The 15,870-nt window shown below is 70.5% G+C and carries 17 protein-coding genes; 11 read left to right on the forward strand and 6 right to left on the reverse strand.

Translation table 11 applies throughout. The features are described from left to right. Positions 1-12: 12 nt before the first annotated feature. Together VFI59_13945 and VFI59_13950 are read right to left on the reverse strand one after the other, a co-directional pair. Positions 13-879 carry a universal stress protein gene (locus VFI59_13945; protein HET6714798.1) on the reverse strand — a complete coding sequence of 289 codons (867 nt, stop codon included), beginning with the start codon at positions 877-879 and terminating at the stop codon, positions 13-15. Further along, positions 876-1,889, reverse strand: a complete 1,014-nt coding sequence (locus VFI59_13950) for a TerC family protein (protein ID HET6714799.1) — start codon at positions 1,887-1,889, stop codon at positions 876-878. Before VFI59_13950 ends, VFI59_13945 begins: the two co-directional genes overlap by 4 nt. Before the next feature lie 262 nt (positions 1,890-2,151). Between VFI59_13950 and VFI59_13955 the strand changes: the two genes are divergently transcribed. The 7 genes from VFI59_13955 (at position 2,152) to VFI59_13985 (ending at position 8,222) form a co-directional block, all read left to right on the forward strand. Beyond that, positions 2,152-3,603: an AlkA N-terminal domain-containing protein gene (locus VFI59_13955; GenBank protein ID HET6714800.1), complete on the forward strand. Its 1,452-nt coding sequence runs from the start codon at positions 2,152-2,154 to the stop codon at positions 3,601-3,603. Positions 3,604-3,684: 81 nt separating this feature from the next. Next, positions 3,685-3,933: a hypothetical protein gene (locus tag VFI59_13960; protein ID HET6714801.1), complete on the forward strand. Its 249-nt coding sequence runs from the start codon at positions 3,685-3,687 to the stop codon at positions 3,931-3,933. A gap of 124 nt (positions 3,934-4,057) precedes the next feature. Further along, complete coding sequence (locus VFI59_13965) at positions 4,058-5,359, forward strand: APC family permease (protein ID HET6714802.1); 1,302 nt, start codon at positions 4,058-4,060, stop codon at positions 5,357-5,359. Positions 5,360-5,369: 10 nt separating this feature from the next. Further along, entirely contained in the window at positions 5,370-6,668 is a 1,299-nt protein-coding gene (locus tag VFI59_13970) for an ATP-binding protein (protein HET6714803.1), read from the forward strand. After that, entirely contained in the window at positions 6,665-7,291 is a 627-nt protein-coding gene (locus VFI59_13975; GenBank protein ID HET6714804.1) for a response regulator transcription factor, read from the forward strand. Before VFI59_13970 ends, VFI59_13975 begins: the two co-directional genes overlap by 4 nt. Before the next feature lie 65 nt (positions 7,292-7,356). Further along, entirely contained in the window at positions 7,357-7,734 is a 378-nt protein-coding gene (locus VFI59_13980; GenBank protein ID HET6714805.1) for a hypothetical protein, read from the forward strand. A 56-nt stretch (positions 7,735-7,790) separates the two neighbouring features. Next, the gene (locus VFI59_13985; GenBank protein ID HET6714806.1) at positions 7,791-8,222 is read left to right on the forward strand and encodes a hypothetical protein; all 432 of its coding nucleotides are present in this window, start codon (positions 7,791-7,793) and stop codon (positions 8,220-8,222) included. Between the two features lie 83 nt (positions 8,223-8,305). Here the strand turns inward: VFI59_13985 and VFI59_13990 are convergent, their stop codons facing one another. Then, a complete protein-coding gene (locus VFI59_13990; GenBank protein HET6714807.1) occupies positions 8,306-8,656 on the reverse strand; it encodes a metalloregulator ArsR/SmtB family transcription factor in 351 nt (116 codons plus the stop codon). A gap of 7 nt (positions 8,657-8,663) precedes the next feature. Next, complete coding sequence (locus VFI59_13995) at positions 8,664-9,110, reverse strand: SRPBCC domain-containing protein (GenBank protein HET6714808.1); 447 nt, start codon at positions 9,108-9,110, stop codon at positions 8,664-8,666. A gap of 161 nt (positions 9,111-9,271) precedes the next feature. Here VFI59_13995 and VFI59_14000 point away from each other — a divergent pair, with 161 nt between their 5' ends. Further along, on the forward strand, positions 9,272-10,891 hold the full coding sequence (locus VFI59_14000) for an oligosaccharide flippase family protein (GenBank protein ID HET6714809.1): 1,620 nt from the start codon (positions 9,272-9,274) through the stop codon (positions 10,889-10,891). A 169-nt stretch (positions 10,892-11,060) separates the two neighbouring features. Then, positions 11,061-11,378 carry a hypothetical protein gene (locus VFI59_14005; protein ID HET6714810.1) on the forward strand — a complete coding sequence of 106 codons (318 nt, stop codon included), beginning with the start codon at positions 11,061-11,063 and terminating at the stop codon, positions 11,376-11,378. A gap of 320 nt (positions 11,379-11,698) precedes the next feature. On the opposite strand, the gene VFI59_14010 is transcribed toward VFI59_14005, so the two are convergent. Then, positions 11,699-12,175: a TIGR00725 family protein gene (locus VFI59_14010; protein HET6714811.1), complete on the reverse strand. Its 477-nt coding sequence runs from the start codon at positions 12,173-12,175 to the stop codon at positions 11,699-11,701. Positions 12,176-12,278: 103 nt separating this feature from the next. On the opposite strand from VFI59_14010, the gene VFI59_14015 reads away from it, so the two are divergent. Together VFI59_14015 and VFI59_14020 are read left to right on the forward strand one after the other, a co-directional pair. Then, the gene (locus VFI59_14015) at positions 12,279-12,752 is read left to right on the forward strand and encodes a hypothetical protein (protein ID HET6714812.1); all 474 of its coding nucleotides are present in this window, start codon (positions 12,279-12,281) and stop codon (positions 12,750-12,752) included. Continuing rightward, a complete protein-coding gene (locus VFI59_14020; protein ID HET6714813.1) occupies positions 12,749-14,470 on the forward strand; it encodes an alkaline phosphatase family protein in 1,722 nt (573 codons plus the stop codon). The genes VFI59_14015 and VFI59_14020 overlap by 4 nt, the downstream gene beginning before the upstream one ends. On the opposite strand, the gene VFI59_14025 is transcribed toward VFI59_14020, so the two are convergent. Beyond that, positions 14,461-15,822 carry an alkaline phosphatase family protein gene (locus VFI59_14025; protein HET6714814.1) on the reverse strand — a complete coding sequence of 454 codons (1,362 nt, stop codon included), beginning with the start codon at positions 15,820-15,822 and terminating at the stop codon, positions 14,461-14,463. The two genes, VFI59_14020 and VFI59_14025, sit on opposite strands and share 10 nt — an antisense overlap. Positions 15,823-15,870: the final 48 nt, after the last annotated feature.

Genomic DNA, 15,870 nt, shown 5'->3' on the forward strand with positions numbered 1-15,870 from the left:
AGAACGTCGAGCTCAGCGGCCGACGAGCGTCGCCGGGGCGTGTCGGATCAGGCGGTCGCTGACCGAGCCCATCACCTTGGCGCGGAAGCGTCCGAGCCCACGGGCGCCCACGACCACCAGGTCGGCCTCGCGACGCTCGGCTCCCTCGAGCAGGGCGGCGGCGGCGCCGCCCGCCGAGACCTCGATCTCGACCTGGAACCCCGCCGCACGGAGCACGTCGGCGGCCGTCTCCGCGTGGCGGTTGGCGAGCACCATCTCGTCGTCGGCCACCTCGCGGCCAAGGACGGACTCGCCGGCCGGACCCCCGGGGGGAAGCGCGAGCGGGGCGGCCGCCGTGATCACGGCGACCGTGCAACGGGTGGGGTCGGCCACCGCGGCGAACGCCGCGATCGAGTGCTTCGCTCCCTCGGAGCCGTCGGCCCCCACGACGACGCGCACGAGACCGCCGCCCTCGGGGGGGCGGTGCACCACGAGCACCGGACACGGCGAGCCCTGCAGCACCGAGCTGCTCACGCTGCCGAGCACCACGGAGTCGAGCCAGCTCTCCTTCCCGCTGCCGACGACGACGAGGCCGAAGCCCTCCGTCGCCGCGGAATGCACGATCTCGCTCGCCTCGTCTCCGTCCTCGACGCGCGCCTCGACCTGCTCGAAGCCTGCGTCACGCAGCACGTCAGCGGCCTGATTCGCGGCGCGCCGGGCGGCTGTATGTCCCTCCTCGGTGGAGAAATGCCCTGCCAGCTTGGCCTGGCGCATCGCGACGTCGAAATCGTTCACCGACATCACGACGACGCGGGTGCGTACCGGGTCGGCCAGCCGGGCGAGCATCGCGCCGGCGCGTTCCGACGGGGCCGTCCCGTCGGTCGCGAACAAGACGTTCATCGTGACTCCCGCGGGTCGTCGCCGCCCGGCACCTCGACGGATTCCACACCCGAACCGCCGAGCGCTTCGGGGTGAGCCTCAGCGAAGGCCCCGGCCTGCGCGCCCCTCGTCGAGCGGAGCGACGCGACGATCGAGACCGTGATCGCGACCGCGATGAACGTCAGCGACGCCCAGATCGGGATCTTGTACACGGTGCTCACGAGCATCTTGATGCCGACGTACACCAACACCACGGCGAGCCCGATCTTCAGGTACACGAAGCGGTGGATCATGCCGGCCAGCATGAAGTACAGCGCCCGCAGGCCGAGGATCGCGAACGCGTTCGACGTGAACACGATGAACGGATCGTCGGTGACCGCGAAGATCGCCGGGATCGAGTCGACCGCGAAGAGGATGTCGCTCGTCTCGATCAGCACCAGCACAGCCAGCAACGGAGTCGCGACGCGTCGTCCGGCATCGACGACCGTGAAGTGCTGCCCGTGGTACTCCGACGTCATCGGCACGACGCGCCGGAACAGCTTCAGCGCGGGGTTCCGCTCGGGGTGGACCTCCCCGTCGCGGTGCAGCGCCATCCGGATGCCCGTGAGCACCAGGAACGCGCCGAAGATGTAGATCGTGAAGTGGAACTGCTCGAGCAGGGCCGCCCCACCGGCGATGAACAGCGCACGGAAGACGAGCGCCCCGAGGATGCCCCAGAACAGCACGCGGTGTTGGTAGATCGCCGGCACGCCGAAGTACGTGAAGATCAACGCGAAGACGAAGATGTTGTCGACCGACAGGCTCTTCTCGATCAGGTAGCCCGCGAAGTACTCGCCCCCCGCCTGCGGACCGAGCCAGAAGTACACGAGCACACCGAACGCGAGCCCGAGCGAGATCCAGAAGATGCTGAACTTCGTGGCTTCCTTGAACGTGTCCTCGTGCGCCTCCTTGTGGAAGACGAACAGGTCCAGCGCGAGCAACCCCAAGATGAGGGCGAGGAACCCCGCCCAGGCCCAGATGCCGACGTCCACGCTTCAGACTCCTCTTCGATCGCCGCCCTTGCGCGCGCGAGGGCGTCCGCCTGACCGAAGGTCTCTCCGGTCCCCGGACGCGTGGCTCCGGCGACCGACGCCACCGGGCCGTGAGGCCGGGTTGACGGCGACGTCTGGGGGATACTCCCCCTCGGTTGTCCCTCGAAGGTAACGCATCGACCCGCCGGGTGTCGCGGCGCGAACCTCCGCGTCAGGAAGTCCGAAACCTGCCAGCGCGGTGTCGTCCCAGCGCGCTATACCCATGCCCGTGGACGGCTTCGAGGTCACGTACGCGGCGGTGAAGGCTCGTGAGCGGCGGCTCGACGGCCGCGTCTTCGTCGGTGTGACCTCGACCGGCATCTACTGCCGCCCGGTCTGCCCGGTGCCGATGCCCAAGCGGGAGCACGTCCGCTTCTTCCCCGCGGCGGCGGCAGCCGAGAGCGCGGGGTTCCGCGCGTGCCGCCGGTGCCGGCCCGAGGCGAGTCCGGATTCGCCCGACTGGGACGTGCGCGCCGACCTGGTAGGACGCGGCCTGCGCCTGATCGCCGAGGGCGTGGTCGACCGTGAGGGCATCGACGGCCTGGCCTGCCGGCTGTCGGTGGGCAGTCGCCACCTCCACCGCTCGTTCGTGCAGGAGCTCGGCACGGGGCCGCTCTCGGTCGCACGGTCGCGACGGGCGGCGCTCGCGAACCAGCTCCTCGAGCAGACCGACCTGCTGAGCACGGACTTCGCGTTCGCCGCCGGGTTCTCCTCCTTGCGCTCGTACCACGACACCCTGCGGCGCGTGTACGGTCGCACACCGACCGAGATCCGCCGCCGGCGTCCCGACGACGTCCGATCCGAGGCGCCGGAGCTGCGGCTCGCCTTCCGGCCGCCCTTGGCCGCGGACCGGTTGCTCGCCTTCCTCGCGGCCCGCGCGATCCCGGGCGTCGAGAGCGTGGCGGGTGGTCGGTATTCGCGGGCGGTGCGATCGCCGGCCGGTCGACCGGTCGTACTCGAGGCCGAGCCCCATCCGGTCGAACCGGTCGTGGCGCTTCGGGTGGTCGGCGTCGGCGACGACGTTCCCCAGCTCGCGGCCGTCGTGCAGTCGGTGCGACGCCTGTTCGACCTCGACGCCGACCCGGAGGCGATCGACGCGCGGCTCTGCGCCGATCCCGCCCTCCGCCGGCTGGTGCGTTCGGCGCCCGGGACGCGACTGCCGGGGACTATCGACGGCTTCGAGCTCGCGGTTCGAGCGATCGTGGGCCAGCAGGTCTCGGTGGCCGGCGCCCGCACGACCCTCGGCCGCATCGCCGAGCGGTTCGGGGCGCCGCTGCCCTCGCCGGCTGGACCGATCGTGCGCCTGTTCCCGACGGCCGAGCGGCTCGCCGAGGCTCCCAGCGATGGGTTCGGCATGCCCGTGGCGCGGGCCGACGCGATCGTGGCCGTCGCCCGCTCGGTGGTGGACGGATCGCTCGATCTCTCGGGCAGCGGGGAGCTCGAGCCGACGCTCCGAGCCCTCGCGTCGATCCGCGGCGTGGGGGAGTGGACCACCTCGTACGTGGCGATGCGCGCGTTGCGCGACCCCGACGCGTTCCCAGCGGGAGACCTCGGGGTGCGCCACGGGTTCGCCGCGCTGGGGCTTGCCGACGATGTCGCCTCGATCCGGGATCGCGCCGAGCGCTGGCGGCCGTGGCGGGCCTACGCGGCGATGCACCTCTGGCACGCCCGGTGATCGGCGTGGGCGCCTTACCTCCGGTTGCTGCGGGCCGGGCTGCTCGGGTCGCCCCTCACGATCTGGGCACAGACGATCCGCATGCGCCTCACACCCGAGGAGATGCGGGGCAGGGTCGTCGGCGTGCTGCGCACCCTGATGCAGTCGACCCCGCCGGTCGGCGGCGCCCTCGCGGGTGTGCTGCTCGGCGGCCCGGCGGTGGCCCTGCCGTTGCTCGTGATGAGCGGGGTGATGGCGGTCCGGGTTCGTCGGGCTCGTGACCCCCGGCCTCGCCCGCGACGGAGGGGAGAGCGTTCCCGCCGGCCGATATCGACTGTGTCGCAGCCCTAGTCGTTGGACCCCTCCGGGGCGGACCAAATGGTCCAAAGGGGGTGCGTCGAGCCTTCCTACGCTGGCCGTAGAAGGATCGGTGACGCGTGGAAGGCGGTGCGCCATGAGCACCATTCGAGGTTCGATGACCGTTCGCCAGGCCGCTTTCATCGGAGTGGGTGCCATGGTCGGGGCCGGCATCTTCGCACTGCTCGGCGAGGCGGGCGCCGTCGCCGGCGCGGCGGTCTGGCTCTCATTCTTGATCGCCGGGGCGATCGCCGCTCTCCAGGGCTACTCGTGGGCAAAGCTCGGCACGAAGTTCCCGTCGGCGGGTGGTCTGCTCGAGTACGTCACCAGGGGGTTCGGCGAGGGTCACGTCTCCGGCGCGACGTGCTGGCTCACGTTCGGCTCGAACGTGATCGTGACGGCGCTGGTTTCCGTCTCGTTCGGGAGCTACGCGGCGTCCATGTTCATCGGCGACGATGCGGCGGCGTGGTGGCCGAAGGTCTTCGCGGCGGTGCTGCTCGTCGGCATGCTGTGGATCAATATCGTCGGTTCGAAGGCGGTCGCCCGGGTGCAGAGCGTGATCGTGTGGATCGTCGTCGGCGCCCTGCTGTTGTTCTCAGCCGTCACGATCTGGAACATGGATCCCTCGCTGCTGTCGGTCTCGTCGTACCCGGGCGTGCGGGAGATCATGGCCAGCGTAGCGCTCACGTTCTTCGCGTTCCTGGGCTTCGGCGTGATCACGTTCACGGCCAAGGACCTGTCCGAGCCGACGCGGCAACTGCCGAGGGCGATGTACCTGGCCCTCGCGATCGCGACGGCGACCTACGTGGCCGTCGCCCTCGGGGTCTTCGGCACCCTGACGGTCGACGAGGTCATCGCCTCGGGTGGCACGGCGATCGCGGTCGCAGCCGACCCGAGCCTCGGTCAATTCGGCTTCTGGCTCATGGGCCTGGTCGGTCTGTTCGCGACGGCCGGCGCGACGAACTCGGGCATCTATCCGGCGAAGGGCTTGTCCGAGGAGCTCTCGACCAACGGGCAGTTCCCGCCCGTGATGGGTCGATCCCTCGGGAGAGCACCGATCGGGATGCTGATCATGGTGGCGCTCACGATCGTGCTCGCGGTCGGTTTCGATCTCAACGCGATCGCGAACATCGGTTCCGCCGTCGCACTCCTGATCTTCTCCCTCGTCACGGTCGCCCACCTGCGGATCCGTGGCCAGACCGGCGCACGACTGGTCCCGCTGATCGTCGCCCTGCTGGCGACGACGGTGACGCTCGCGATCTTCGCGGCCACGACCCTCGCCGAGGAGCCCGCAGCCACGGCGGCGCTCGTGGCAACGATCCTGGTGTCGATCGGCCTGGATCTCGGGTGGAAGCACCTGCGTCACAGCCGTGGTCCCGGGACGGAAGTCCCGTCGGGGACCGGGGTCGCGGCGGCGTAGCATCCGTCGCGTGACGTCGCGCTCGGACTCCCTGGCCCGCCCGCTCGCCGTCTTCGCCCTGCTCGCGCTCGTCGCGCTCGGTCTCGTCGCGGGCACCGGCGTCGCGGTGGTGCGCGACGTCGCGACCGACCAGGCGCTCGCCGAGGCCCGTCAGCTCACCGACGTCTCCGCCCGGCTGGTGGAACGCCGCCTCACCGGCGACGGCCTGCTCACGGGCGACGCCGCCGCGAGCGCCGCCGTCGCGCGCGTCGTGTTCGATGCCGTGCTGGTGGAACCGATCGTCCGCGTGAAGCTCTGGACGCGGGACGGCCGCATCGTGTATTCGGACGAGAGCCGCCTGATCGGCTCGGAGTACGAGCTTGACGAGGAGGATCTCGAGGTACTCGACGAGGGCGGTGTCGTCTCCGAGGTGAGCGATCTGAGCGGTCCCGAGAATCGGTTCGAGCGGGCGTTCGGCGAGCTTCTCGAGGTGTACACCCGCGTCGAGACGCCCGACGGGACCCCGTTGCTATTCGAGACCTACCAGCTCGCGTCGAGCGTCGCCGAGCGGCGGCGGGAGCTCGCGTCGACGTTCGTCCCGGTGCTCGTGGTCACGCTCGTGGCGCTTGCCCTGCTGATGGTGCCGATCGCGTGGATGCTCGCCCGACGGGTGCGGACGGCGCAGCTCGAGCGCGAACGCCTGATGCAGCGGGCGATCGAATCGTCGGATCGCGAGCGTCGACGCATCGCCGGCGATCTGCACGACGGCCCGGTCCAGGAGCTCGCGGGGCTGTCGATGCGCCTGTCGGCGTCGGCGGAGCAGGTTCCCGACGATGCGGCCGCCGACGTCTTGCGCGATTCCGCGTCGGCGGTGCGTGGGAGCGTGCGGACCCTGCGGTCCGCGGTCGTCGGCGTTTATCCGCCGAACCTGCAACAGGTCGGGCTCGCCGCATCGCTCTCCGACCTCGTGGCTCGCCTCGGGGCGCACGGCGTCGACGCCACGGTCGAGATCGATCCCGAGGCGACGTTCGGGCAGGAAGCCGACGCGTTGCTCTACCGTGCCGCGCAGGAGGCCGTGCGCAACGTCGAGGAGCACGCCGGCGCGAACGCGGTCAGCATCCGGGCGCGGGCGGAGGGACCGCTCGCGGTGCTCGAGGTCGAGGACGACGGGCGAGGCATCGACCCCGAGCGCGTGGAGCAGGCGAGAGGGGAAGGGCACGTGGGCCTGTCGATCCTCGAGGACCTGGTGGCCGACGCTGGCGGCCGGCTGCTCGTGAGGCCCGGCGGGACGGCGGGTACCGTCGTGCGCGTGGAGGTGCCGATCCGATGATCCGCGTGGTGATCGCCGACGACCACAAGGTCGTGCGCGTCGGGCTCGAACAGCTGCTGCAGACGTTCGACGACGTCGAGTTCCTCGGATCGGGAGCGGGCGGCGAGCAAGCCGTCGCACTGTGCGAGCAGCACCGCCCCGACGTGCTGCTGCTGGATCTCTCGATGCCCGACCTCGACGGCATCGAGGTCACGAAGCGGCTCAGGGACGCCTCCCCCGACACGAAGGTCGTCGTGTTCACGTCGTTCTCCGATCGTGAGCGCATCGTGCAGGCGCTCGACGCCGGCGCGGTCGGCTACCTGCTGAAGGACGCCGAACCCGAGGAACTGCACGCGGCGGTGCAGGCGGCGTCGCGGGGTGAGGCGCCCCTCACGCCGCGGGCCGCGGCCGCCCTGCTGGCGCACCGACGCGACCGGCCCGTCGAGGTCGAGCTCACACCCCGTGAGCGTGAGGTGCTCGGACTGGTCGTCGACGGTCTGGCGAACAAGCAGATCGCCCGGCGCATGGGCATCAGCGAGAAGACCGTGAAGGGCCACCTGACGAACCTCTTCCAGCGGATCGGGGTCGCAGACCGCACCCAGGCGGCGCTGTGGGCCGAGCGCACCGGCGCCCTGCGGGACTGAGTCGGGAGGGGTCCCGGGACCGAAGTCCCGTTGTGAGGGCCGCGCCGGCCTCGCACGATGGATCCATGCCTGGAACCCGCACCCGTGCCGTCGCGCTCGCGCTGGCGTTGATACTCGCCGCCGCGCCCGCGCATGCCAGCGACGAGGTGCGTCGTCGCGGCTCGTGTTCCGGCGGCCCCGGGGATTGGACCTTGCGCGTACGGCGGGATGACGGCGTCCTCCGCCTGCGCTTCAAGATCGACGACGTGCCCACAGGCCAGTCCTGGCAGCTCTTCATGTCCGACAACGGCACACGTATCTACTCGGGCACGAAGACGTCCGACGCCGGGGGCGAGGTGCGTGTCTCGAAGCGCACCACCAACCGTGCCGGTTCCGATCGCATCGTCGCGAGTGGCGTGAACACGAAGACCGGTACGACGTGCGAGGGGTCCCTCACCTACTGAGCCCTCGGTCCCGGGACCGTCGTCCCGTTGTGACCCCGACCGAGTTACGACGAACCTTGAGCCAGACGGCCGGACGCTCCGGCCGCGAGCCCGAGGAGGGGATGCAGATGATCGGCAAGTTCCTGCGAGTCGGAGTGGCCGCGATGCTGACGGTGTCCGTGGCCGGAGCCGTGCCCGCGCTGGCCAAGGACGGCGACGTGATCCGGCGCGGATCGTGCAGCGGCGCGACCGACTGGAAGCTAAAGCTCTCGCCCGAGGACGGCAAGATCGAGGTCGAGTACGAGGTCGACTCAAACCGGCGTGGCCAGACCTGGGCGGTGCGCATCGTGAAGAACGGGAACGTGATCTTCCGCGGGAACCGCACGACGAGCGGCCCGAGCGGCTCGTTCGAGGTTCGGGTCGTGACCTCGAACCCGGCAGGCAGCGACGTGTTCCGCGCTCGCGCGACGCACGCTGGGGAGACCTGCAGGGGCGGCGCGACCTTCTGATCGCGCAGCGATCGATCGCCTCTCCACAGGTGAGCACGAGGCCCGGCGCGGAGCGCCGGGCCTCGTGGCGTGTTCACCGGGCCTCAGCCTTCTTCGATCAGCCGGCGGAACGCCTCGAGTCGCTGGTCCCATGTGGCACCGATCGCGCGCATCCACGCTTCCGCCTCGGCGAACGGCGCGGTGCGCAGGGTGAAGCGGCGCTCTCGGCCGCTTCGCTCGCCCGATGCGAGGCCCGCGAGCGAGAGTTCGGCGAGGTGCTTCGAGGCCGCCTGACGCGAGATGCCGACCCGAGATGCGAGCTCCGTGGCGGTGAGGGGGCCGTCGATCGAGAGCTCCCGCACGATGGCCCGCCTCGTGGGATCGGCCAGCGCGCCGAAGACTCGCCCGGCCCGGTCGAGCCCGGCCGTCGTCGAAGGATCGACCGCGGAGGCCATCGTCCGATCAACCCTGCGTGAGGCTCATGTCGGGCGATTCCACGAGGGCCCTGAGCTCCTCGAGCTCCTCGGCCCATCCCTGGGCGTTGCCGGTGATCATCTCGTCGCGCTCGTCGTCGGCGAGGGCAGCGAACCCCTCTTCGGTGAGCACGAGGCGCGTGCCGCCCTCGGGGATATCGGTGAGCGTGATGGCGACCCGCGTGGACGGCCGGTCGGAACCCTGCATCCGCCACCGGAAGACGAGTCGTTCCCCGGGTTCCACCTCGTCGATCACGCCCTCGTCCTCCGAGTCCTGCCACGAGAACCGCACGGCGCCTCCGGGCCGAAGGTCAACCTCGGCCGCGTGCGTGGGGAACCATCGCACCAGCTCCGCCGGGTCGGTGAGCGCACGCCAAACCCGATCGCGCGGGGCGGCCAGGGTGAGCTCCTTGCGGATCGAGTCGGGAAGGTCCATCGGCGAATCGCCCCTTCGTCACGGGTGCCGCACGACGAGCAACCAGCTGGTTGCGGGAACCATACGCAACCCAGCGATTGCGTGTCAAGAGGGGCGATCGAGCGCGTCTCCACACGTTCCTGACGGTCAGGGGCCATCGGGTCCGCGATACTTGGCCGGTCATGGATCCCGAGGTCGTCGAAGAAGCCGTCGAGGTCGCCGAGGCGACCGAGCCGGTCGCCGTCGGCCCGAAGGGTTCCGATCAGCGGGTCATCCTCGGCAACACGGGTCAGAACGTGCTCGGCCTCGCGATCGGTGCGGTCGCGACGTTCGCCGCCCAGGTGATCATGACCCAGCGCCTCGGCGACCGCGCCTACGGCGTGGTCACCCTCACCACGCAGTTCGCGTTCATCGCCGCGGCCTTGACTCGCTTCGGCATGGACGTCGCGAACGTGCGCCTGGTGGCGATCCTCGTCGGCCGCGGCGAGGCGGCGCGCAGCCGTGCGCTCGTGCGCCGAGCGGGCGTGATCGCGGCCGCCTTCTCCGTGCCGTTCGGCGTGGTGGCGTGGGCGCTCGCGCCGTGGCTCGCCGAGACCTTCTTCAGCGGCAACGACGCCGCCGTGCCTGCGTTCCGCGCGGCGGCGGTGACCGTGCCGTTCGCCGCCCTCGCCTTCACGTACATGGGTGCCACGCGCGGCCTGAAGATCATGCGCTACACGCTCTACTCGCAGTGGACCGCCCAACCGATCGGCTGGATCGTCTTCACGGTCGGGTTCTGGGCGGTCTGGGCGGCGACGGCGGGCGCTGCCGGTTGGGCGTTCGCGGCGTCGTGGGCCCTCGCGCTCGCGATCGCCGTGTACGGGTGGCAGAAGGAGGAGCGCCGCTTCCCCCACGAGGTCACAGGCGAGGGCATCCCCGAGGAACGCACCGGCCCGCTGCTGCGCTTCGGTGCCCTTCGCGCCCCCGCCACGCTCTTCTCCCAGCTGATCTTCTGGACCGACCTGTTCGTGCTGTCACTGCTCTCGAGCGGCCAGGGCGCGGGGGCCGAGGGGCAGGTCGGGGTCTACAGCGCCGTGCTGCGCGCCGGGCAGGCGCTGTTCCTGTTCCTCACGAGCGTCTCGCTCACGTTCAGCCCCTTCGTGGCCGACCTGCACCACCGAGGGGAGCGCTCGAAGCTCGATGAGCTCTACAAGCAGGTCACGCGGTGGACGCTCGCCGCGACGATCCCGGTGCTGCTCGTGCTCGCGATCATGCCCGGCCCCGTGCTGCGCATCTTCGGCGCCGAGTTCGTGCAGGGGCAGACGGCTCTGCGCATCCTGATCGTCGGCATGATCGTGCCGGTCATGGTGGGCACGGTCGGGTTCATCCTGATCATGGCCGGGCGCACCGGCTGGGACCTGCTCGTCTACATCGGCGGGTTCGCGATCGACGTGGCCCTCGCCCTCGCCCTCGCGCGTCCTGAGGTGCTCGGCATCGAGGGCGCCGCGATCGCGCAGGCGGCCACGCTCACGTTCAGCGCGATCGCACGGCTGCTGTTGGTGCGTCGGTTCCTGCGGATCTGGCCCTTCGATCGGTCCTACCTGCGGTTGGTGGGGCCCACCGTGATCGGCGGCCTGGTGACGGCCGCCGCACACGCCGTGCTGCCCGAGGCTCAATGGCTCGTGAACCTGCTGCTTTCGGCAGCGTTCGGCACCGGGGCATATGCGATCGCGCTGCTCGCGATCGGGCTGAAGCCCAACGAGCGGACGACGGCGCTGCGCCTGGCCGGCAGGGTCGTCGGCAAGGGGGATGCCGCGGCCTGAAGAGTGCGTTTGCGCGCCGACGTGGGGCGGGCGCATGATGCACATGCGCCCGCACCCGACCGCTCGTCGAGAGGTGCGAACTGCGACCGATCACCGTGCCCGTCCGCGGACCTCCTCTTGAGCCTGTCGTCCTCGTTCCGGGCAGTGACGAGACGATCGGAGGATCTCCGTGTATCGCCATCGACAGCTCCTCACGGTGAAGGACATCGACGGTTGGAACGAGATCGTCGCCATCACCGACGACGTGAACACGCTCTGCGCCGAGCGCGGATGGACGCAGGGCAGATTGATGACGCGCGCGTTCGGCACGTTCAACGAGATGTGCCTGGAGATCGACTTCCCCGACCTCGCGACCTTCGAGCGTGAGATGAAGGAGTGGTTCTCCGACCCGGATGCGGGAACGTTGATGCGCCGGCTCGACGCCGTGCCGAGGCGCGACACGGGCTACGACGAGCTGTGGATGGAGGCTGAGCCGGTCAACGCGTGAACGGGAAGTGGGTTCCCGGTCGTGGGTGGTCCCCCCGACGACCCACGACCGGGACGGGTGGAGCCCGACGACCGGCCGGGCGGCGGTGAGCGTTTCCGACCTCCGCCGCACGACCGTGGCCGGGAGCAGATCCCGCGCCGTCGAGCCCCGCGGCCATCCGGCGCTCGAGCCCACGACGCGCGTGTAGGCGGCCGCGACGGGGTGGGCGAGCACAGCGGCTGGCCACTGCAGGTCCGGACGCGCAGGCTACGCCCGAGAGGGCTTGAGGGCGATACCGCAGAATCGCTAGGCCGCAGCGCCGATGTGTGCCGCTGACCGGCTCAGCTCCCGAGCGCCGCGCGGACCGCGTCGGCCGCGGTCTCGGCACGAACGAGCGGGTCGGCCTCCATGTCGTCGCGCCGCAGGTCCCAGGTGCCGAGTCCCACGACGCGCTTGCCCATCTTCAGGGCGAGCGCCACCTCGCTCAGCGTGCCGAACTCGCCGCCGACGGCGATCACCGCGTCGGCGCTCCGCGCGACCAGGACGTTGCGACCCTCACCGAACCCGGTGGTCACGGCGACGGTGAGGTGCGGGCTCGCGCCGCCGCGATCGTTGCCCGGCAGGATGCCGACCGAGGTGCCGCCCTCGGCCGCCGCTCCCGCGGCGGCGGCGTTCATCACGCCGCCGAGTCCGCCGCAGACGAGCACGGCCCCGGCGCGCGCGAGCCGTCGCCCCACGTCCTCGGCCATCGCGAGCTCCCACTCGGTGGCGTCGCTCGCGCCGATCACCGCGACGTAAGGGGCTTCCCGTTGGGCCATGCCGGTGAGTATCGCAGGGCGGGGCCCGTGGCCCTGCCACGTCGATGGTCGAGGGCGGTCGTCACAGGGCCGCCACACCCCCACTGTTAGACTGCCGCGCTCGATGGGCCTCCCAACTCGCTCCTGCCTCAGCGCGTCGTTCGGTGTGTTGCTGGGCCTCGCACTGCTCACGCTCTCGCTCGCCGCATGCACTGAAGACGGGGACCCGCCCGCGGGCGCCGAGGAGTCGCCACAGACGTCGCCGCCGCCCGTCACGAGCACCGATTCCTACGTCTTCACCGATGCCGCCGGCATCGAGGCCCGACTCACGATCGACGGCGAGGGCGCGATGCTCACGGTCGAGAACGACACCGGGGCGGCGCTGCCGCGGCCCGGCGTATACGTGCTCGACGCCCGCGACGGCGCCCGCGTCGATTGGATCGTGGTCGACCCCGCAAGCGCCCCGGAAGGGGAGAGCGAGTGGCAGGTGGAGCGTGCGGCCGTGCCCGAGCCCAAGCACATCGGCCTCGTCGTGTTGCTGTTCGGCGGCGAGGACTACGGTGCGTTCGTTCCGCCGCAGCCGGGGGCCGCCGCGTGAGGACTCGTCGCTCGCTCGCCGGTCCGATCGCGGCGCTCGCTCTCGGTGGTGCGTTCGTGCTGGCGCCCGGCACGGGCGCGACGGCGCCGGCGGCGACGGGGCTCTCGCAGACCCAGGCGATGCGGGCCCAGCTCGCAGCGACCGCCTGCGAGGTCCCGACGAAGCTGCTCGTGCGGGGCTGGCGCGGCCATCGCGCCGACCGAAGCGGCGACATCGACATCATCCCCCAGGAACCCGACTTCGTCGGCACGGGAGGACTGCCGCACTCCGGCCCGTGGGACTACGTCGGACAGGTGCCGCTGTTGCTCTACGGTCCGGGCCACATCCAGGCCCGAGGCGAGGTCGACCGCGTCGTCACGCTCGCCGACATCGCGCCCACCCAGGGCGAACTGGTCGACTTCCCGTTCGACGCGCCCGACGGCGCACCGCTCTCCGAAGCGCTCGTGCCCGGCGCGGACCCGCCGAAGGTGGTCGTCGTGGTGGTCTGGGACGGCGCCGGCCGATTCGTGCTCGACGAGTGGCCGAAGTCCTGGCCGAACCTTCAGGGCCTGATCGACGAGGGCACGTGGTACGAGGAGGCCGAGGTGGGGTCGTCGCCCCCCAGCACGGCACAGATCCACGCGACGATCGGCACCGGGGCGTTCTCCCGCAACCACGGGCTCGTCGCCCACCAGCTGCGCATCGGTGACCGGCTCACCGATCCGTGGGAAGCCGGCCCACGCTACCTCGTGGCCGCCACGTTCGCCGATCTCTACGACCGCGCGATGGGCAACCGTCCGGTCGTCGGGGCTCTCGCGACGGTGGCGATCCACCTCGGCATGATGGGCCACGGCTCGCTGTGGGGGGGCGGCGACCAGGACATCGCGGTGCTGCGCGAGCGGGAGGGGGCGGCGACCCTCGGCGCCGAGGGCATCTCGTGGAACCTCACCAGCAACGTCGCCCCCTACTACCGCATGCTGCCGTACGTGAACGACCTGCCGCCGATCACCGAGTACTTCGACGAGGTCGATCTGCAGGACGGGGAGGACGACGGCATGTGGCACGAACTCGCTCTCGACGGGGCCCGCGCCGAGGAGGCGTTGAAGACGCCGGCCCGCATCCCGTGGCAGACGAGGCTGATCGACGAGGTCGTGCAGCGGGAAGGATTCGGCGCCGACGGCGTGCCCGACCTGCTCTACATCAATTACAAGCTGATCGACGAGATCGGACACCTCTATTCGATGAACGCCGTCGAGATGCGCGATTCGGTGCAGGCGCAGGACGCCGGCCTGCCGAACCTGATCGATCTGTTGAACGAGCACGTCGGCGAGGGCGAGTGGGTGATGATGCTCACCGCCGACCACGGCCACACCCCCGACCCCGCGGTGAGCGGCGCGTCCGTGATCTCGCCGACCAGCGTCGCGAACCTGATCCAGGAGCGTTTCGACACCGACGGCGACGACGTGCGGATCGTGGAGTTCACGCAACCGACCCACATCTTCATCGACCTCGACGAGATGGAGCAGAACGGCACCACGCTCGAGGAGATCTCGGGGTTCCTGCTCACGGCCACGAAGGGCGACGTGCAGGGCGGGCAATACCCGGTCGCACCGACGGTGGCCGACGAGCCCGCGTTCATCGCCGCGTTCCCATCGGAGATGCTCGACACCCTGCCGTGCCTGGCCGGAAGGCTGCCCGACCACGGCAGCAAGGACGCCGCCCCCGTCGATCAGGGGTAGCGGATCTTCGGGTCCTCGGGGTCGAGCGACGCCGGCCACCCCGGGAACGTCTCCGGCCAGTCCCAGAAGTCGTTCGTGGCGCGTACGTGGCGTCCGGGCGAGGGCGGCCGCGGCCTGCGGTCGAAGTCGAACACGTGCTTGTAGTTGTGCGAGTTCGCGATGCGCGGGGTGAGATAGGGCAGGTCCCAGTTGTCGGCGATGAACCGCAGCGGCGAGGAGAACTCCGCGAACGCGTCGTCGATGTAGCCGCGTTTCGCGTAGGGCGAGATCACCATCATCGGCACGCGGAACCCGAGCTCCACGTCGTCGACCGTCGGCGGCGCCACGTGGTCGTACAGCCCGCCCCACTCGTCCCAGGTGATGAAGATCGCGATCGACTCCCACATCGACGACCGCATGAGGCCGTTCACGATGTCGGTGACCCAGTTGTGCGCGTGTCGCGTGCTGAACGGTGGGTGGTCCGACAGCTGGAAGCGCGGCGTGATCCAAGTGACCGGCGGCAGCGCCTCGGCCTCGATGTCGCGCATGATGTCGTCGACCGGCCAGATGTGTCGCTGCCACAGCTCGTCGTCGTGGAAGATGTCCTCGATCGACGAGTACGCCTGCCAGATGTAGCCGGCCTGATACGGATCGGCCGAGTAGTAGGCCCAGTCGATGTCGCGCTTCGACAGCTGGTGGCCGACCGTCTTCATGTCGAAGCATGTGGAGTGCCGGTCGAGGTTACCCCGCGCGTCCTCGACGTAGACGAAGACTTCGTCGCCGTATGCGTCGCACCCCCAGCTCTTGAACGCGCGACCGTCGTTCAGCTGCTTCACCTTGATGTTCTCGGGGTTGTTGATCGCCCCGCCGGCCTGGCCGGCGATCATGTACAGGTGGTTCGGGTACGACGGGCCCGCCACCGACGCGAAGAAGTTGTCACAGAGCACGTACTCGTCGGCCCACTGGAAGTAGCTCGGCACGTCGGGACGGTCGAACTGCGAGTAGGCGAAGGAGGGTCCGTACTCCCCGATCGCGAACCCGTCCATCTTCCCGTCGTTGTGCATCGCGTGCCACGACGCCGTGTCGTGGGGAAGATCGCCCGGGAGCCACTCAGGGCAGTGCCGCAGCCTGACCTCCTCGCCCCACCGCATGCCGGTGCGCGTGCCAGCGGCGCCCGGGTACCGCCCGAAGATGTTGTCGAAGCTGCGGTTCTCGAGCATCAGGTACACGACGCGGTCGATCGGCCAGCGCGTGGCGAGCTTCTCCGGCGGCATCGGGCTGAACGTCGGCCTCGGCTCGGGGCTCGTCGACAGACGGTCGCCGATGCACGAGGTCACGAGGAACCCGGCCGCGGCCGCGGCGGATCGGCTCATGAACTGACGGCGGGTGAGTCGGTGCGGGTACACGGGCGCCTCCGAGGC

It is taken from the genome of Actinomycetota bacterium (assembly GCA_035697485.1).
GTDB lineage: Bacteria > Actinomycetota > UBA4738 > UBA4738 > HRBIN12 > JAOUEA01.